The sequence below is a fragment of the Paenibacillus sp. FSL R7-0333 genome (assembly GCF_038000365.1).
GTDB lineage: Bacteria > Bacillota > Bacilli > Paenibacillales > Paenibacillaceae > Paenibacillus_AQ > Paenibacillus_AQ silagei.
This window is the reverse complement of the sequence record NZ_JBBOBZ010000001.1, coordinates 6,254,057-6,270,489: the sequence shown is the minus strand read 5'-3', so window position 1 is coordinate 6,270,489 and position 16,433 is coordinate 6,254,057. Positions and strand designations below refer to the sequence as shown.

Genomic DNA, 16,433 nt, shown 5'->3' with positions numbered 1-16,433 from the left:
GCGGGTGCTGCCTTCTGTTTGCTGTGCAAGTATATATATTTTATTGAAACTTACGGATAGCCGGAACGCACAGCACCAGAGCAACACAGGAGAGGCCCAGGCTGGAAAAAATAATAATGGTCGGCACTCCTCCGATCTGGTCGGCCAGCCAGCCGACTAAGATATATCCGACCGGCAGCAGGGCGAAGGACCCGAACATATCCAGACTGGCTACCCGTCCGAAGGCTTCCTTCGGAACAAGCTCCTGCAGGCTGATCTCCCAGATCAGCCCGAAGATCATTAGTCCGAAGCCTTCTACGGCAAATAAGGTGACAGCTGCTGCCGGAGTGCCTCCGAACGGGAGCAGCAGCAGAGCAGCCCCGCTGATCAGTGCGCCGCCGTAAGCCAGGATGCCGCGGTGATTCCATTTCGGCCGCAGGCCGTACAGCAGGCCGGCCGCTATGGCCCCGACACCGGAGAACGTAACGGCCAGGCCATAGAGATAAGGAGGCCAGCCGTGATGGACCTTGAACAGCCAGGGAAGAAGGACGCTGATTACGCCCGTATAACATATATTGACGAAGCAGAAGGCGAGAATTGTAATCCAGAGCCAGGGCTGGCTGCGCAGAACATGTATTCCTTCGGCGAAATCCTGCCTCCAGTGCGGAGCGGGAGAGGTCCCGGCAGCAGGCTTAGCCGGGATGTCAGTCTCAGTGGCGGCAGCCTGCAGCCGGGTCATCATCACTCTGCGCAGATAGACCAGGCAGATGAGGGAGATAAGATAGGTGAAGGCATCAATTCCGAAGCCGAAGCCCGCGGACAGGTGGGTAATCAGCAGTCCCCCTAACGCGGGACCGATCAGCCGTACGGACTGGGTTGTGATCTGAGTTAAAGAATTCGCTGCTACGCGGATATCCGGAGTGAATACGGTAGCGCGGACGGCAGCGTAGGCGGGCTGGAATAAGCCGTCCAGCAGGCCGTAACAGGCAACTAGTCCATAGAGCAACGGAATGCTCAGCACTCCGGTCAAGGACAGCACAGCAGTCGTAATCATAACGATGAACCGGGCAATATCGGCCAGCATCATAATCCGTACACGGTCGTAGCGGTCGACAATATGTCCGGATACCGGCAGCATGATTACATTAGGCAGCATGTAGGCGGCCATGACCATCCCCATAATGGTGGTGGAGCCGGTCAGGGAATAGACCAGGACTGGCAGGATAACCATGGTTACCGAGCTGCCCAAAAAAGAAACTAAATGTCCCAGCCACAGGTAAGGAAAGGCGCGGGATTGCCGGAAAGGGGCGGCGAAGCCCTCAAGCGGATGATGCTTCAGTTGTCCGGAAGGGCCAGCGGTGCTCATCTATTAATGTGCCTCCTCTTCCGGCTGCGCAGCAGCATCAGCAGACTGCAGACGGCCCAGCATCACTTCCACACCGTATTCGTCACCTTCCGTTACCTTGGACTCCCAGGCGGTAATCAGCTCCAGCAGCTCCTGGTGGAATTCCGCAAGCTCCTGAGGAGAGAGAGTAAGTCTGGTATTGAAATGCCGGGTTTGGTCTTCTTCGCGGAAGTGAAGGCTGCGAAGCGCCTCCGAGTGGAACATCGTACCTTTGGAACGGTAAAATTTCTGGATGATTCCTCCTGCGGCTTCTGTACGGACAAGCTCCAGCAGACCGCCCTCATAGAGCTTGACGATATGGTAGTGAATATTACCCGGAGTCTTGTTCAGCTTCTCCGCAACCTGCTTGGATGTAAGCGGCTCTGCCGACAGCGTGTGCATAATCTTAATCCGTAAGGCGCTCTCCAGCAGCTTATCCTGTTCCGGCGTAACGTTCAAAATCCGGTTGCTTGACTGCAGATCCGGTTGACCTGAAACGGCTGCTGTGATGGAGTCTTGCGTGTTGCCGGTTGGCTTGGTCATCAATAAACCTCCTATGTAGGGTCCGTATTAACATGTATACAGTCTGTATCCAATTCCAATCTGCTAAATAGTTCAATCTGTAATGCAGATTTGGTAACTGAATTATAGTTCATCATTATAGTGTGGTCAAGACTTAACTCCGCACAGTGGCGCCGGAGAGACAGATGGTTTAAGATGAGTCCAACAGCAAGCATAGGATACAGAAGAGAAGCAACTGCGTAACGAAAGGAGCACGGGTATGTTCCGGAGGGATTATATTGTACGGATGATTGAGGATATGACAGCTATGGTCGCCAAAGTAATGACCCTGAAGCAGGATAAAAAAACAACGGAAGCCCTGTGGGAAGTGGATGAGCTGCTGATGCGGCATTTTCGCCTGAATTCGCGTCTGCTTAATTCATTGTCCGTAGAGGATATTATTGATATGTTTCGTCTTGGAGGGGTGCTTGAGGCCGACAAGCTGCAAGGAGTAGCCCGGCTGCTGAAGGAGGAAGGCGGGATTTACGCGGCCAAAGGAGACCGGGATGCGGCCCTGTTCAGGGCGATGCGTTCCCTGCATTTATTCATTTATGCCGATCTTCATGGCGCGGACCGGGAGCTGCTGAACATGACGGAAGAGATAAGTGAGCTGCTGGAAGAAGTGGAGCCGTACCGCCTTCCCGCCAAGACTGAACGCCTCTTGATGGCGTACCACGAATCTCAGGGGCACTACGCCAAGGCGGAGAACAGTCTCTACCGGCTCTGGGAGCAGGGGGAGAATGTAGCGGAGGAAGGCAGAGAGTTGTACGGACGGCTGCTGCTCTTGAGTCCGGAGCGGTTAGCGCAGGGCAGTCTTCCTCTGGAGGAAGTGCAGCAGGGCAGGGAAGAATGGAGCAAGCTCACGGTTAATGCTATAATGTAACGATATTCAGGAGACAACGTGCTCTATTTTATAAACCCGAAAGTGAGATGTACCCATTTGGAAGCGTTGAAGGAATTGATCGAGCAAGTGATAACCGGCCGCACTCTGATTACGGCTACACTAAGCCAGCTGCGCAGCAAGGGCGATGCCGCCTACAATAAAGTACAGGTTAAGCCTGTTGAGTTAAAAGGGAAGCTGCATTATCAGTTTGCCTATTATATCGGCCCTAAGGTGGAGCACCGTAACATTCCGGCAGAGGATGCCGCTGAAGAGATGCTCTCTTTGCTGAGGGACACCTTCCGCCAAGGTCTGCTGTGTACGGCCGGTGCCGACTATCAGGTGCTGATCAGCAAGAAATACAAGGTATCTATTCTGACGAAATCAGCCAGCAAGCAGGAAGCGCCGGATCTGGCCCATAACCGCCGGAAGCAGTATGTGCTGGATGAGGGGGAGCCGGTGCCGTTCCTGGTCGAGCTTGGCATTATGAACAGCGAGGGCAAGGTACTGGCCAAGAAATATGATAAGTTCCGCCAGATCAACCGGTTCCTGGAGATGGTTCAGGATGTGCTGGGCGATCTGCCGGCAGGCCGGCCGCTGACAATTGTGGATTTTGGCTGCGGCAAGTCTTATTTGACCTTCGCGCTGTACCATTATCTCGCCGTCCGCGAGCAGCGGGAGCTGAATATTGTCGGCCTTGACCTTAAGGCAGATGTCATTGCGCACTGTGATGCACTGGCTGCTAAGCTGGGCTATGACCGGCTGAAGTTCCTGGTGGGCGATATCGCCGACTATAATGAGCTGGATCAGGTGGACATGGTGGTCACACTTCATGCTTGTGATACCGCCACCGATGCTGCACTGGAAAAGGCGGTGCGCTGGGGCGCATCGGTCATCCTCTCAGTGCCCTGCTGCCAGCATGAGTTGTTCGCGCAGGTCGAGAGTGAGGTACTGAATCCGCTGCTGTCACACGGCATCCTGAAGGAGCGGTTCTCGGCGCTCGCCACCGATGCGATCCGGGCGAAGCTGCTGGATCTGATGGGCTACCGCAGCCAGCTGCTGGAATTCATCGACATGGAGCACACTCCGAAGAACATCCTGATCCGCGCCGTCCGCAGCGACAGCGGCGATCAGGCCGCCAAATGGCGCGAATACACCGCATTCCGCGATTTCCTCGGTGCCAAACCTTACCTGGAACGCGTCTGCTCCGACCTGCTGCCCACCGGCAGTACGGAAGTTTAATTCATGTGTTGAATAGTTTAGGGTATGACAGAACAGCCGCTTCCTGATGGGGGCGGCTGTTTTTTTGCAGGTTCGGGGCTGTATGTGAAAAACCGAACACAATTTGTGCTGACGCGAAGGTGAGTGGGCAGGATGATGGATATACATAGCTTTTGAGAGACAATAGTGTTCCTGAATTGGCGGAGGGCCACTTTGGGTGGAATGAGGTGCACAAGTGCTCTTCATTTGTGCATTTGAGCTAACTCGGGTGGATTAGCCGCCTCTTCTGTTTTCCGGTAAATATGGGCAGACTGTTAAGCATCATGAGCAATAGGAGATTTAGGATGCGGGTGAACAGGTATGGACGGCAAAGTGATTGGTTGGTTACTTTGGTTTGCGGATTGGCGTTAATAGCAGCGGGGTTGGCGGCCTGTGTGCTGAGAGGGTTCTTTTTCACCGGGGAGATGTATTTGTTCCTGACGGTGTGGTTTGGCTTGTGCGGAGTCTTGCTGGGATTGGTACTTATCTATATGGCGGCTGGTAGAGGGGCGCAAGTAGAGGAGCAGCCTGAACGTAGAAAGCATATTCGGGAGTTGGCTGGCAGTATAGGTGGAGGGAGGGGGCTGGCTGTCTGGGGGTTACTCAGCGCTTGTGTGCTAATCTGTCTCTTGTATGCTATCCAGGCACTGGGCAGTCCCGTATCCGCGCAAGGAACGCTGAATGAAATGCTGCGCTGGGGCTTCTACACTAGCTTTATTGCTTTCGCTTTGCTGGCGGCGCGAACCCGCCGGGGAGTAACTCTTCTTGCAGCAGTGTGGCATCTGCTTGGAATCACTATTAGTTTGTCGGCCCTTTTGGCGGTCTGCGGAGGTCTGCCGATTCCTTATGCGGTCGCATACACTGAGTCGCCCGGGGTCAGTGCCACTGGTGCGAGGCTGGCCGGGCTGCTTCAGTATCCGAATGCTTTTGGTGCGGTGATGGCCGTGTATTTACTGGAACGGCTGTTTGCAGCCGCTTATAGCTTCGGGTCTGGAGATTCTCAGGGAGATACGGGCAATAATTCGGTACGTTCGAGTGTCGGCGGAGCGGGTGAGGTAGATACAGAAGGTGCGGGTGGAGACAATAGTGCGGTAAGTTCGGATGTAAGTGGAGCGGGTGAGGTAGGTGCAGAAAGTGCGGGTGCGGGCAATAATTCGGTACGTTCGATTGTCGGCGGAGCGGGTGAGGTAGGTACAGAAAGTGCGGGTGCGGGCAATAATTCGGTACGTTCGAGTGTCGGCGGAGCGGATGAGTCAGGTGCAGGAGATGCAGGCACCAGTGCGGAGCGGACCGGAACCTGGTCCGCTTCGCACTGGCTAAGAGCGGCGCGCCTGCTGCCGCTCTTCCCGTACGCCGCCGCGCTGCTGCTCAGCGAGTCGCGCGGCGCATGGCTGGCTGCGGCTGCCGCCGGTGCCGCAGCCCTTCTCCTGAAGCGGCAACTGTTCGTGCCGCTTCTAATCACCGGCGCCGCCCCCGTTGCCGCGGCGGCGCTGCTCTACCGCCAGCTGGCCCGCTCCGGGCTGGCGGTAGAGCCCCTGCCCGGCCTGCTGCTGCTGGCCGGGCTCTGGGCCGGCGCGTGGCTAGCCGGCCTGTGGCTGCACCGCCGCAGCTGCCGTGCGGCGGTCGGACACCGCGCCGCCCTGCTGGCGCTGGCGGCGGCGGGCTGGACGGCGGCGGCCAGCGCCGTCCTGCTGCTGGTACGCGCGCGGATCACCGGGCCGTCACCGACGGCCGACGCGCGCGGGCTGTTCTACCGCGACGCCTGGAGGCTCGCGGCAGAAGCGCCCTGGCTGGGGCGCGGGGGCGAGACCTGGCGGCATACGTACCTTGCCGCCCAGTCCCGCCCCTACGTGGGCAGCCAGGTGCACAGCGGTTACCTCGACATCCTGCTGAACCTCGGGATGGCGGGTCTGGCTGCGGTCCTCCTGCTGCTCCTGGCCGCAGGAGGGCTGGTATTCAAGGCGTCACCAAGGCTGCTTCCGCCTCTGCTGGTGATTATTCTGCATAGCGCAGCCGATTTCGACTGGAGCTATGGACTGGTCTGGTTGCTGCTGCTCCTGCTGCCCGCTTGGGCAATTGCCGAAGCAAACAGCCGGACCGCTAGGACGGCTGTCCCTACAGTTCTGCATGACTCCCGTTGGCGGCGCAGCAAGCCGGCTGACCAGCGAAAGAACCGGCTTCGCCGATTATGGAGATACGCAGGCATAACCGTTCTCTGCGGGCTGACCCTCCTATGCAGCGGTCTTTCCTTCCAGGCCATGAAGGGGGCTGCCCTATTCAAGCAGGCGGTCAGGGAGAGTGATCCTGCCGTAAGAATTACACTGCTGCAGCAATCACTGAGTTGGAACCCGAGAGAGCCGCAGCCTGCGGTTGCATTATCACGGCTGCTTCCACAGGAGCAGGGAATTAGCCTGCTGCTGCGCAGCCTGCCATTCTCTCCAGGAGACGTTGCCCTGCACTGGGAGCTTGCAACACGTTCTCTGCGGGGCAGTGATCCGGGAGAAGCGCTGTACTGGGTCCGCCGGAGTCAACAGAGGGATCTCTTTAATGCTGGGAGGCGGCTCACCGCATTAAGAGGGATGCTTGAAATGGGAGAACGGAGCTTGGCGGTCGGAGACAGACGTATCGCGGCGGACAGCGCGGCTGCGGGACTAGAGCTGCTGCGGCAGTACAATCTGCTGGCCGCCAAGGAGCAGGACAGAGGACCGCAGCACAATGACCGCAACTTCACCCTGCTTCCGCAGAGTGAAGGGATCTACTTCCAGTTAACACATTTACAGTCCCAGGCGCTGCTTAGCTCCAACGACAGATAAGACGCACCTCAGAGTGGAATTCGGGGCTTGGTAGCCGCTGGGGTGAACATATCAGCATAATGACCGCAGCCTCACCCTAACCATAGGACTGCCCGCCGCCGCCCATCACCCGAGCCTCAATTCATAGCCATCCCGGACTAATCTCAGACTTTAACCCGCCGTGAGATCAGCCAAGAGTACACAATAGGCAGAATAATCATGATTACCAGAGCGGCGATGATCATGCTGACCGACAGTGTAGTGGACATAAAGGCCCCAAGCGCAATCAGCAGACCGCCGGTCACCCACATCCTCCCGGAGAAGCGGTGGGTTCTCCGCCACACGGCAGGGTCATTCAGTGTCCAGGGTGTCCGGATTCCCGTGAAATAATTATCCCTGATCTGCGGCAGGAAATTCCCGATTACAGCCAGCAGCAGTCCCACACTTACAGTAGCCCACTTTCCGGCGGCGAAATGCTCATCCAGCCCGTAGCTGACCGACAGCACAAGGGCGGCATCACATATGACGGCAACGGTGAGACGGCCCATTTTGTAAGCCCCCTGGAACTTATTATAATTCTCTCCCTTGGGATCAATATTACGTATAAACTGCATCGCCAAAGGAAAAATCAATCCCATAAAAGAGAACAAAGCAATAACCGAACCCTTGCTCCAGTAAGTGTTGACCTTGCCGGTAAGACTGAATTGGGCGGGAAGCTGATCCGGCAGCCTGCCGTAATTCACCAGCGCATAGCCCAGTGAGAGGAACCCGAGAATGACAATCAGCGTATCCTGCCACTTCCATGTGAAATTCTTCATCAATGTTCATCCTCCGTATGTTTAATAGCGTGCGGGTTACTTTTTCCTTTTGGGTCCTGAACCCTTTGAGCCAACATCCGCATGTTCTTCGGGTTGGCTGTCCGTACTGCCCTTGCCTGTACCCGTCAATTCGAGAAACCAGCCAAGTACCTCTTCAAGTACCGTGGAGTCCAGAGAATAGACGATAAATTGCCCGTTACGTTCGTCCTGCACCAGCCCCGCATGCTTCAGCGCATTGAGGTGGTGAGAGATGCTGGGCTTCGTCATATTGAAAAAATCAGCGATTTCCCCGGCCGTCCGGTCCTTTTCACGCAATAGCCGGAGAATTTGTCTCCGGGTCGGGTCGGCGAGCGCTTTGAACGATTCATTCAACTCCATGTCCTCCTTTCGATATTTAAATAATTATCTAAATATATAATATGACTCGATTCCAATCTTTGTCAATACAGAAACTCACATCTGTTTCAGGAGGGGTTGTTCATATTCCTTAAGTAGAAGTCGTAAGCCTGCATATGCTAGAATAGGCTAGGAGAAGCTGATACATAGAGCGGCTAAGCAGATGGGTTCTGCCAGCAGAATACCAGGCTATTACGCCATACGGGAGGAGACCTGCAGTGCACTTTATATCTGATGTCATTTCACATTTGTTTGAATGGATTCAGTCTCTGGGCTACTTTGGAATTATGATCGGGCTCATGATTGAAGTCATTCCAAGTGAGATTGTCCTGGCTTTTGGCGGCTATTTGGTCTCACAAGGCGATATTAACTTTTTTGGCGCCGTGCTGTTCGGTACCGTCGGGGGAGTGATTGCCCAGATCTTTGTGTATTGGATTGGCCGTTATGGCGGCAGACCTGTGCTGGAGAAGTACGGCAAGTACATTTTCATCTCCAAAAAACATATTGATCACTCCGAAGAATGGTTTCAAAAGTATGGGACCGGTGTAATTTTTACAGCCCGCTTTATCCCGGTTGTCCGCCATGCGATATCGGTTCCGGCCGGTATTTCCCGCATGCCGCTGGGCAAATTCACTTTGCTGACAACCCTTGCAGTCATTCCGTGGAGCGCATTGTTTGTCTATCTGGGATACACGCTCGGAGACAAGTGGGAGACCATTGATGAGGTTGCAGCCAAGTACACCCATGAGATAATTCTTGGCGCTATTGCGGTAATTGTCCTGTATTTCCTGTTCAAGTGGTACAAATCCAAGAAGAAGGGTAGTGCAGTATGAAGCAGAATGTAGCATCCAAATTTGGCCAAGGCCTGACTCCGCGCCAGTTCGTGGAAGCCATGACGAAGAACCAGCAGGCTTTTGAATCCTGGTATGAGAAGTTCGCCTGGGAAGACGAGAGTGACCGCGAATATTTCGAGAGCCTGAATCACCGTGATGACCTGCGTGTGCTGATTCTGGCTGCGGACTGGTGCGGAGATGTGGTCCGCAATGTCCCGGTGGTCTTCCGGATTCTGGAGACTGCGGGCATCAAGACGGAAGTGCTGATTCTCGAAGAGAACCAGGAGCTGATGGACAACTTCCTGACCATGGGCGGCCGTTCCGTTCCCATCGTGATTTTTGCGGACACCGGAGGTTATGTGCTGGGGCAGTGGGGACCGCGTCCGGAGCATGTCCAGACCCTGATGAGAGAATTCAAACGGGAGAACCCGGACCGCGAAGCAGCGGACTATGACAGCAAAATTACCGAAGTGCGCAAAGCAATGGGGCAAGCCTACGGAGAAGGAACGGAATCACACGCAGTTATCGCCAAAGAGCTGCGCGCTCTGATCTCCGGATTCTAATGCCGATGCTTAATATTCGTTCTTATAATCTGGGAGCGCTCCAGACCAATGCCTATCTTCTGACGGGTGCAGATCCTAAGCGCGGTGTCATCATCGATCCTGGTGCTAATCCTGCTGCCCTTCTGCGCGCGTCTGAGGAAATGGAGATTGAAGCAATTCTGCTGACGCACGCCCATTTCGACCATATTGCCGGGCTGGACGAGGTCCGCAAAGCGAAGAAATGCCCAGTCTATATCCATCCGCTGGAGAGTGAGTGGCTGGGCAGCCCGAAGCTGAACGGCTCCTTGATGTGGCCTGATACCACGCCTCCCATCAGCACAGATCCGGCAGAATACGATCTGGCGGAAGGCCAGATTTTGAAGCTGCTAGGCCTTTCTTTCCGGGTGCTGCATACGCCGGGACATTCACCGGGAAGCGTCAGCTTTTTATGTGGGAATGATTTGTTCGCCGGTGATGTCTTGTTCAAAATGGGAGTGGGACGTACCGATCTTCCGGGCGGCAGAGAACGGGATCTGATTGACTCGATCCGCGGCAAGCTCTACCGGCTGGATGAGGAAGTGAGAGTGTTCCCCGGACATGGTCCGCGAACCTCAATCGGCTATGAGAAGCTTCACAACCCTTATGTCCCGATGTAAGAGGACGCCCAAGCCGTTTCCGCTTGCCGTGTAACGACATCTTTTGGCCGGATTTGACACAAACCGTGAAATTAGAGGTAGACAAGCCGGGGCCGGATTGTTACAATATGGTTAATTAAATGTAACATTTACCTCGCGAAGCACGCAGACTGTGGAATAATCCCGGTTTGCGTTCTTTTTTTTGCCTATAGAGATGAATTTTATTGGGGGAAGCAGAATGAAGGATAATATGCATTGCCAGTTGGATTACGGGGAATTAGAAGCGAAAGATTCATTGATAGCGGAGCGGAATGAAGTGAATGATCTGGCCGGGAAGAGTGATACTAAGTATACGCTGTTCTGGAGCTTTCCTGGAGGCAAGGGAGCTGTTCAGCCATGGAGACGCAGACTGTGGGAACTGCAGAATAATTCTGATTCCGAATGAACGATAACCATTACATAGACGTATTACAGGTGTGACAGAAGAGATAAGGGGAGGGGCTATGGGCGACAGGACGCTGGAGAGGATCAGCCAGGCACAGCAGGGTGACGCTGCTGCACTGGCCGTGCTGCTGCGGGAGCATTATCCCTTCCTGTACAAGTATCTGATCAAAGCGACACTTGACCCTTTGCTTGCGGAAGAGATTGCTCAGGACACAATGGTCAGATGCATGGAGAAGATCGGGACTTATAATGGGACCTCGGCATTCTCTTCTTGGCTGATTACCATTGGCAGCCGGTTGTACATTGACCGTAAGCGGCGCTGGAGCCGGGAGGCACAGTGGCGGGAAGGGCAGATGCAAGAGCAGGGGAACCGCAGTTTACGCTGGAGCTTTGAGAGCCGGAATATGGAGTGGAGTGAAGTGCTCGACGCCTTGTCGCGTCTATCCTCTGCGCACAGAATGGCTGTGCTGCTGAAGCATTATTACGGATACAGCTACGATGAGATCGGGGAGATGCTGGAGATCCCTTCCGGAACGGTCAAATCACGGGTAGCTGCCGGACTGGGTCAACTGCGAAAGGAGCTGAATGAGGATGAGGTTTAAGAGTGACGAGGAGCTGCTGGGTAAGCTGTCCGCAGAGCTGGATCATCTGGATATGCTGTATGCCGATGTTACTCCCCCCTCCTTGCCGGAGCTGGAGCAGCTAATTGCCGGGGAAGCTGTCCGCCGGAGGAAGCGGCGCCGGAAGGAGCTGCTGCTGTTCTTTTTGGTGGCTCTTGTACTGGTTACCATAGTGATTTCTATTCTAAGCACGGCGCCGATGCTGTATTGGAGTCTGCAGGCAGTGTTCATCCTGAGCGCACTTGGCAGTCTGGGAGCAGCGCGGATCAGACACGGGCGGGAGGAATCATAAGCGTGAAGGAGCTGCAGGAGATACCTGTTTGGTTTTGGATGATTCTTGCAGCGGTGCTGCTGCTGCAAGGAACCTGGCTGTTCCGTGATGCCAGGAACAGAGGTCAGGGGATGAAGGCCTGGTTGTGGGGAATCTGGGGACTTACCGGTGCACCCTCACCGGCAGTGTGTTATCTGCTGTTTGTAGTTCTTCCAGATAGGCGCAAACGGAAGGCGGGAAGGAACCGCTGAGACAATAGTCCATTGTCCGGGAGATACGGGAGATAAGGGAGGATATGGCTATGAATGAATTGAATTTGAATTGGGGATTGATTGGGCCGCTGCTTGCACTGCAGGTAGTGCTGGCAATCATCGGTCTGATTTCATTGAGCAAGACAGAGCAAGTACGCGGTCCGAAATGGATGTGGGTTCTGTTCCTGATTTTTGGCAACCTGCTGGGCAGCGTGGCTTACTTCACTCTGGGAAGGAAAGAATTCTGATGCCGCTGCTTGAGGTCAAGGATCTTCACAAGAGCTTTCAGGGGCATCCCTCGGTGAACGGCATCAGCTTTGGAATTGAAGCAGGACGCTGTGTCGCGCTGCTCGGACCCAATGGAGCAGGGAAGACTACAACGCTGCGTATGCTTGCCGGTCTTCTGACGCAGTCTGCCGGAACGATCACTTTTGGCGGGAGCTCTCCGGGGACGGATTACCGTCAGTATTTGGGCTATCTTCCCCAAGCCCCGGCTTTTTACAACTGGATGAGCGGACACGAATATATCTTATTTGCCGCCAGGATGAGCGGCATGAGTGCACGGGAGGCTGCGGCGGCATCGGGCGCTGTGCTGGAGCGTGTGGGACTAGGCTCTGCGGCACGGCGGCGGATTGGCGGTTATTCCGGGGGGATGAAGCAGCGCCTCGGGCTGGGCCAGGCCCTGGTACACCGGCCGCGCCTGCTTTTGCTGGATGAGCCTGTCTCCGCGCTTGATCCTATCGGACGCCGGGAAGTCATGGAGCTGCTTAGGGACATCCGGGAGGAGACAACTGTTATTTTCTCCACACATGTGCTGCATGATGCGGAAGAGATATGCGATGATGTCGTATTGATGAACAAGGGGACTATAGCCGTTCAAGGAACCTTGTCCAGTCTCCGCACAGAGTATAGTCTGCCCGTAATCCGACTCACTACAGGGAAGCAGGATTCGGCTATCCGCTGGCTTGAAGCGCTTAGACACAAGGATTTTATTGAAGAAGCGCTAATTTCGGATGGCAAGGCCGTGTTAAACGTAACAGATGTAGAACTCGCCCGCCGGACGCTCTTGCAGGAAGCTGTGGAGCTGGATATTCCGCTGCTGCAATTTGAAGCAGGCTCATCAACACTGGAGGACCTGTTCATGAAGGTGGTGGGAACATGAGGAAGCTTTGGGTTCTATATTTGAAGGAGATGCTGGAGAGTGTGCGCAGCTATAAGCTGATTTGGATTCCGGTGGTGTTTATTGTTCTGGGAATTATGCAGCCGCTGGTCAGCTTTTATATGGCGGATATCCTGGCGTTCTCTTCCAATGTCCCGGCTGGATTGATGGAGAATATGGAGAGACCGGCCGCGTCCTCTGTAATGGCTCAGGCCCTGGGCCAGTATGGAACAATTGGGATGCTGATTCTGGTGCTGGGAACGATGAACAGCCTGGCAGGAGAGCGCAGCAGCGGCACCTCTGAACTGTTAATGGCGAAGCCGGTCTCCTCTATATCCGTTGTTGCAGCCAAATGGACCGCGAACTTCACAGTGCTGGTTATTGCAATTGGGCTGGGGGCAGCGGGAGCGGCTTATTATACAGTACAGCTTATGGGGGCTTTATCCTGGCGGGATGTGATTGCAGCATCCGGACTGTATGCACTGTGGCTGCTCTGTGCGGTGTCGCTTACGCTGCTCTTCAGTGCCTGGCTGCGCGGGCCTGCTGCTGCCGGCCTATCTCTCCTGCTGGCAGCGGTCATGAGCCTCGTTCATGGCTTGTTGCCAGTTAAGCTGAACTGGATGCCTGCTTCTCTGCCGGGAATGTCTGCCGGTGTGCTTGCAGATGGAGGCACCGGAGTAAGCTTGGCGCCCATTGTCTCCGCAGTGCTCCTGATTATTATTTGTATTGCCGGTGCCTCACTGCTGGCTGGAAGGAATAAATTGCCAGTCTAGCAAGCTTTGTAATAAACAAGCGATCTTTCATGAATTTTCAGAGTGTTTTCTGCGGAAATTCATCGTACAATCATCCTGCTGCTGGACAGCTCTATCTTTTTTTAGTAGACTGTTGAAACAAGCAGAACCATGATAGATTTTGGTCAGGAGGTAGGATGATGCTGCGTTTAGGAGAGAAGATTGTCATTGTCGCAGACGCTTTTGAGCAGAGTCTTCCTATCGGAGACTATGGCTACCTGATTGCTTACGACCGCAATCCTGATAATGCGTTTGATTATGTCATTCGTGTTCCCGAAGCTAACCGGAATTTCTATGTTACGGCAGAGGATATTGAGGCCGAGGAGCAATTGCTGGTAGCAGAAGCCGAGAGAGCCACGCACGAAGCGCTGATAGATTATGCACTGTCAACGTACAACGAGAAGCTGTTCCATCACCTGATGAACGGCGAAGAAGTTGAAGTGGAAGAGATAGAGACAACATCCCAAGAGAGTTTGTCCCAGGCGGATTTCATCAAGCAGGTGAATCTTCGCGCTTGGATTTAAGTAAGAGCCGGCGAATGCCGGCTTTTTTTTGTCTCGTGATAAGCCAGGCACGCCGTCTGGAGTGCACACCTTCGAGAACAAAATGACTATTATTTGAGACGATTATTACTATTTCGGTCTATGGACCGGATGATAAGATCAGCAAAGAGCAGGGCAATATTGCTATAGGCCGGGGGTGATGAACAGTGGCTATTGCAGGAAGCTGCCATGGCCCTACTTTGCTGCATACGCTTCCACACGGGTGCAATCAGAACCGGTCCAGAGTGCGTCCTTGTAAAGTGTTTTCTTTGCGGTAGACTCTGGGCAATGTGCCGGTGACCTTTTTAAAAGCTTTGGTAAAGTAATTATAATCGGGAATGCCGACTTGCTCCGCAATTTCGTAAATAGGGCTATCGGTGTCACCCAGCAGCCTTTTGGCCATTTGAATACGGAGGCTACGGATATATTCCGCCATGCCCATGCCAAAATTCTGCTCCGAGAGCTTGTAGAGATGGGATTTGCTGATGCTGAATTCTTTACACAGAACGGGAACGGACAGCGGTTCCTTGATATGCTCTGTAATATAACCCTCGATCTTTAGTGCCAGCGTATCCTCCTTCAGCACCAGCATCCGGGATAGATACAGGTAGCTGGCGCTCATCTCCATGGTTTTGGCGTAAGCATCAATGACTTCCTTGGAGATGTATTTTTTGCGCTGGAAGGCGCTGTATAGTTTATTCATATCCACATTATAGGGGCTTATATTCTCACAGACCTTCCCCCATAACTCATCGCGGGACCCGGTCTGCAGCAATTGGCCGAACATAATATATCCGATGACCTGATTGTCCGTTTGAATAGGAACCACCGTTTCGGTAAGTCCGGCATGACATTGATAGGTGTATAGTTTTTTTTCCTTTTTCACTTGGGTGCAGGCTGCCTGGTCACAGAGGATGCACTGGGCCTCTGCACGCGGATCACTGCGGATGATATGGCAATATGTCGAATGGCGGGTGGGATAGGCAGCTAGCTCAGTGAAGGAATTGTCGAAAATCACGGTGCGAATACCGGTCAATGTATAGAAATTGCGCAGTAATTCCTTGACTTCGGGCAGGTTGAACAACAAGCTCATGGTGCGGCCTCCTCTTCTTCCGGTGGATCTGCGTTGCTGGCAACATTGTACTGTATTTGATATAGGACACACAAACAAAGAGTGACGGAGGTGCTTTTTAATGCCGCTAATTGATATGCCGCTAGAGCAATTATTAACTTATGAGGGACGGAATCCCCGTCCGGCCAACTTCGAGGCTTATTGGGAGCAGGCACTGCAAGAGATGAGAAATACGGATGCCTGCGTTGAACTGGTGAGGAGCGAATTTCAGGTTCCATTCGCCGAATGCTTCCATTTGTATTTTACAGGGACAGGCGGAGCGCGTATCCACGCGAAGCTGATCAAGCCGAAGCATGTTGCCGGTCCGCACCCCGCGGTCGTGCAGTTCCATGGGTACGCCCACCATTCGGATGACTGGGCCGACAAGCTGATCTATGCTTCCTTGGGCTTTACTATAGCCACATTGGATTGCAGAGGCCAGGGAGGACTGTCCGAAGATATTGGCGGGGTCAAAGGAACTACATTTAAAGGGCACCTGATTCGCGGACTGGATGATGCGGCCGAACGGCTGCTGTTCCGGCAGATCTATCTTGATGCGGCGCAGCTGGCTGGAATTGTAATGGACATGCCGGAAGTCGATGCCGCCCGCGTCGGTGCCATCGGCGGATCGCAGGGAGGGGGGCTGGCGCTGGCCTGTGCGGCGCTTGAGCCGCGGATCAACCGGGCTGCACCCAGTGTTCCGTTCCTGTGTGATTATAAACGGGTATGGGAAATGGACCTGGCCCGAGATGCCTACGAGGAACTGCGGACGTTTTTCCGTCACCGCGATCCCCAGCACCTGCGGGAGGATGAGATTTTTGAACGGCTCGGCTATATTGATGTTCAACACCTGGCGGACCGGATCAGCGGGAAAGTGATGATGGGGGTAGGATTACTGGATACGGTGTGTCCGCCTTCGACGCAATTCGCCGCCTATAACCGCCTCCGCTGCGACAAAAAACTGGAGATCTATCCCGATTTTATCCATGAACGGCTGCCGGGCTTCGAGGACAAGACCATACAATTTCTGCTTGAAATGTGAGAGGCTAACAGCCTCTCTTTATTATTGTTTAAGGGCCTGCTGCAGAGGTATGATGGGACTACAGGGGAGGCTTGTGGAAGGAGAGAGATGCTGTTGATCAGATTTATGAGAACGCTTTCAAT

20 protein-coding genes are annotated in these 16,433 nt (G+C 54.2%); 15 read left to right on the top strand and 5 right to left on the bottom strand.

The genetic code is table 11. From position 1 onward, the window contains the following. Positions 1-40 precede the first annotated feature (40 nt). Both MKY86_RS26595 and MKY86_RS26590 read right to left on the bottom strand, forming a co-directional pair. Complete coding sequence (locus MKY86_RS26595) at positions 41-1,345, bottom strand: MFS transporter (RefSeq protein WP_076080463.1); 1,305 nt, start codon at positions 1,343-1,345, stop codon at positions 41-43. 3 nt (positions 1,346-1,348) lie between these two features. After that, complete coding sequence (locus tag MKY86_RS26590) at positions 1,349-1,906, bottom strand: ArsR/SmtB family transcription factor (RefSeq protein ID WP_076080465.1); 558 nt, start codon at positions 1,904-1,906, stop codon at positions 1,349-1,351. A gap of 238 nt (positions 1,907-2,144) precedes the next feature. Here MKY86_RS26590 and MKY86_RS26585 point away from each other — a divergent pair, with 238 nt between their 5' ends. From MKY86_RS26585 to MKY86_RS26575, 3 genes are all read left to right on the top strand, one after another. Then, on the top strand, positions 2,145-2,807 hold the full coding sequence (locus MKY86_RS26585; RefSeq protein ID WP_076080467.1) for a DUF6483 family protein: 663 nt from the start codon (positions 2,145-2,147) through the stop codon (positions 2,805-2,807). 57 nt (positions 2,808-2,864) lie between these two features. Then, on the top strand, positions 2,865-4,046 hold the full coding sequence (locus MKY86_RS26580) for a class I SAM-dependent methyltransferase (RefSeq protein WP_076080469.1): 1,182 nt from the start codon (positions 2,865-2,867) through the stop codon (positions 4,044-4,046). Between the two features lie 323 nt (positions 4,047-4,369). Continuing rightward, positions 4,370-6,877 (top strand): O-antigen ligase family protein, encoded by a 2,508-nt coding sequence (locus MKY86_RS26575; protein ID WP_340827595.1) that lies wholly within the window; start codon positions 4,370-4,372, stop codon positions 6,875-6,877. 143 nt (positions 6,878-7,020) lie between these two features. On the opposite strand, the gene MKY86_RS26570 is transcribed toward MKY86_RS26575, so the two are convergent. Together MKY86_RS26570 and MKY86_RS26565 are read right to left on the bottom strand one after the other, a co-directional pair. After that, complete coding sequence (locus tag MKY86_RS26570) at positions 7,021-7,674, bottom strand: SdpI family protein (protein WP_076080473.1); 654 nt, start codon at positions 7,672-7,674, stop codon at positions 7,021-7,023. A 36-nt stretch (positions 7,675-7,710) separates the two neighbouring features. Further along, positions 7,711-8,046 (bottom strand): autorepressor SdpR family transcription factor, encoded by a 336-nt coding sequence (locus MKY86_RS26565; RefSeq protein ID WP_209879964.1) that lies wholly within the window; start codon positions 8,044-8,046, stop codon positions 7,711-7,713. 242 nt (positions 8,047-8,288) lie between these two features. On the opposite strand from MKY86_RS26565, the gene MKY86_RS26560 reads away from it, so the two are divergent. The 11 genes from MKY86_RS26560 (at position 8,289) to MKY86_RS26510 (ending at position 14,140) form a co-directional block, all read left to right on the top strand. Continuing rightward, entirely contained in the window at positions 8,289-8,903 is a 615-nt protein-coding gene (locus MKY86_RS26560) for a DedA family protein (protein WP_076080476.1), read from the top strand. Continuing rightward, the gene (locus MKY86_RS26555) at positions 8,900-9,466 is read left to right on the top strand and encodes a thioredoxin family protein (protein WP_076080477.1); all 567 of its coding nucleotides are present in this window, start codon (positions 8,900-8,902) and stop codon (positions 9,464-9,466) included. The genes MKY86_RS26560 and MKY86_RS26555 overlap by 4 nt, the downstream gene beginning before the upstream one ends. A 5-nt stretch (positions 9,467-9,471) precedes the next feature. Next, a complete protein-coding gene (locus MKY86_RS26550) occupies positions 9,472-10,101 on the top strand; it encodes an MBL fold metallo-hydrolase (protein WP_076080557.1) in 630 nt (209 codons plus the stop codon). A gap of 217 nt (positions 10,102-10,318) precedes the next feature. After that, positions 10,319-10,525, top strand: a complete 207-nt coding sequence (locus MKY86_RS26545; RefSeq protein ID WP_076080479.1) for a hypothetical protein — start codon at positions 10,319-10,321, stop codon at positions 10,523-10,525. 58 nt (positions 10,526-10,583) lie between these two features. Then, the gene (sigY, locus tag MKY86_RS26540; protein WP_076080481.1) at positions 10,584-11,126 is read left to right on the top strand and encodes an RNA polymerase sigma factor SigY; all 543 of its coding nucleotides are present in this window, start codon (positions 10,584-10,586) and stop codon (positions 11,124-11,126) included. Further along, the gene (locus tag MKY86_RS26535; RefSeq protein ID WP_076080483.1) at positions 11,116-11,436 is read left to right on the top strand and encodes a DUF5345 family protein; all 321 of its coding nucleotides are present in this window, start codon (positions 11,116-11,118) and stop codon (positions 11,434-11,436) included. The genes sigY and MKY86_RS26535 overlap by 11 nt, the downstream gene beginning before the upstream one ends. A 2-nt stretch (positions 11,437-11,438) precedes the next feature. After that, a complete protein-coding gene (locus MKY86_RS26530) occupies positions 11,439-11,666 on the top strand; it encodes a hypothetical protein (protein ID WP_076080485.1) in 228 nt (75 codons plus the stop codon). Positions 11,667-11,716: 50 nt separating this feature from the next. Then, on the top strand, positions 11,717-11,914 hold the full coding sequence (locus MKY86_RS26525; RefSeq protein WP_076080487.1) for a PLD nuclease N-terminal domain-containing protein: 198 nt from the start codon (positions 11,717-11,719) through the stop codon (positions 11,912-11,914). Continuing rightward, positions 11,914-12,828: an ABC transporter ATP-binding protein gene (locus MKY86_RS26520; RefSeq protein WP_076080489.1), complete on the top strand. Its 915-nt coding sequence runs from the start codon at positions 11,914-11,916 to the stop codon at positions 12,826-12,828. Before MKY86_RS26525 ends, MKY86_RS26520 begins: the two co-directional genes overlap by 1 nt. Further along, the gene (locus tag MKY86_RS26515; RefSeq protein WP_076080491.1) at positions 12,825-13,598 is read left to right on the top strand and encodes an ABC transporter permease subunit; all 774 of its coding nucleotides are present in this window, start codon (positions 12,825-12,827) and stop codon (positions 13,596-13,598) included. The genes MKY86_RS26520 and MKY86_RS26515 overlap by 4 nt, the downstream gene beginning before the upstream one ends. 158 nt (positions 13,599-13,756) lie before the next feature. Then, positions 13,757-14,140, top strand: coding sequence for a hypothetical protein (locus MKY86_RS26510; protein WP_036726210.1), 384 nt, complete (start codon positions 13,757-13,759; stop codon positions 14,138-14,140). A 247-nt stretch (positions 14,141-14,387) separates the two neighbouring features. Here MKY86_RS26510 and MKY86_RS26505 read toward each other — a convergent pair whose 3' ends face one another. After that, positions 14,388-15,251, bottom strand: a complete 864-nt coding sequence (locus tag MKY86_RS26505) for a PocR ligand-binding domain-containing protein (protein ID WP_076080493.1) — start codon at positions 15,249-15,251, stop codon at positions 14,388-14,390. 100 nt (positions 15,252-15,351) lie between these two features. On the opposite strand from MKY86_RS26505, the gene MKY86_RS26500 reads away from it, so the two are divergent. Beyond that, complete coding sequence (locus MKY86_RS26500; RefSeq protein ID WP_076080495.1) at positions 15,352-16,311, top strand: acetylxylan esterase; 960 nt, start codon at positions 15,352-15,354, stop codon at positions 16,309-16,311. The last annotated feature ends 122 nt before the right edge of the window (positions 16,312-16,433 follow it).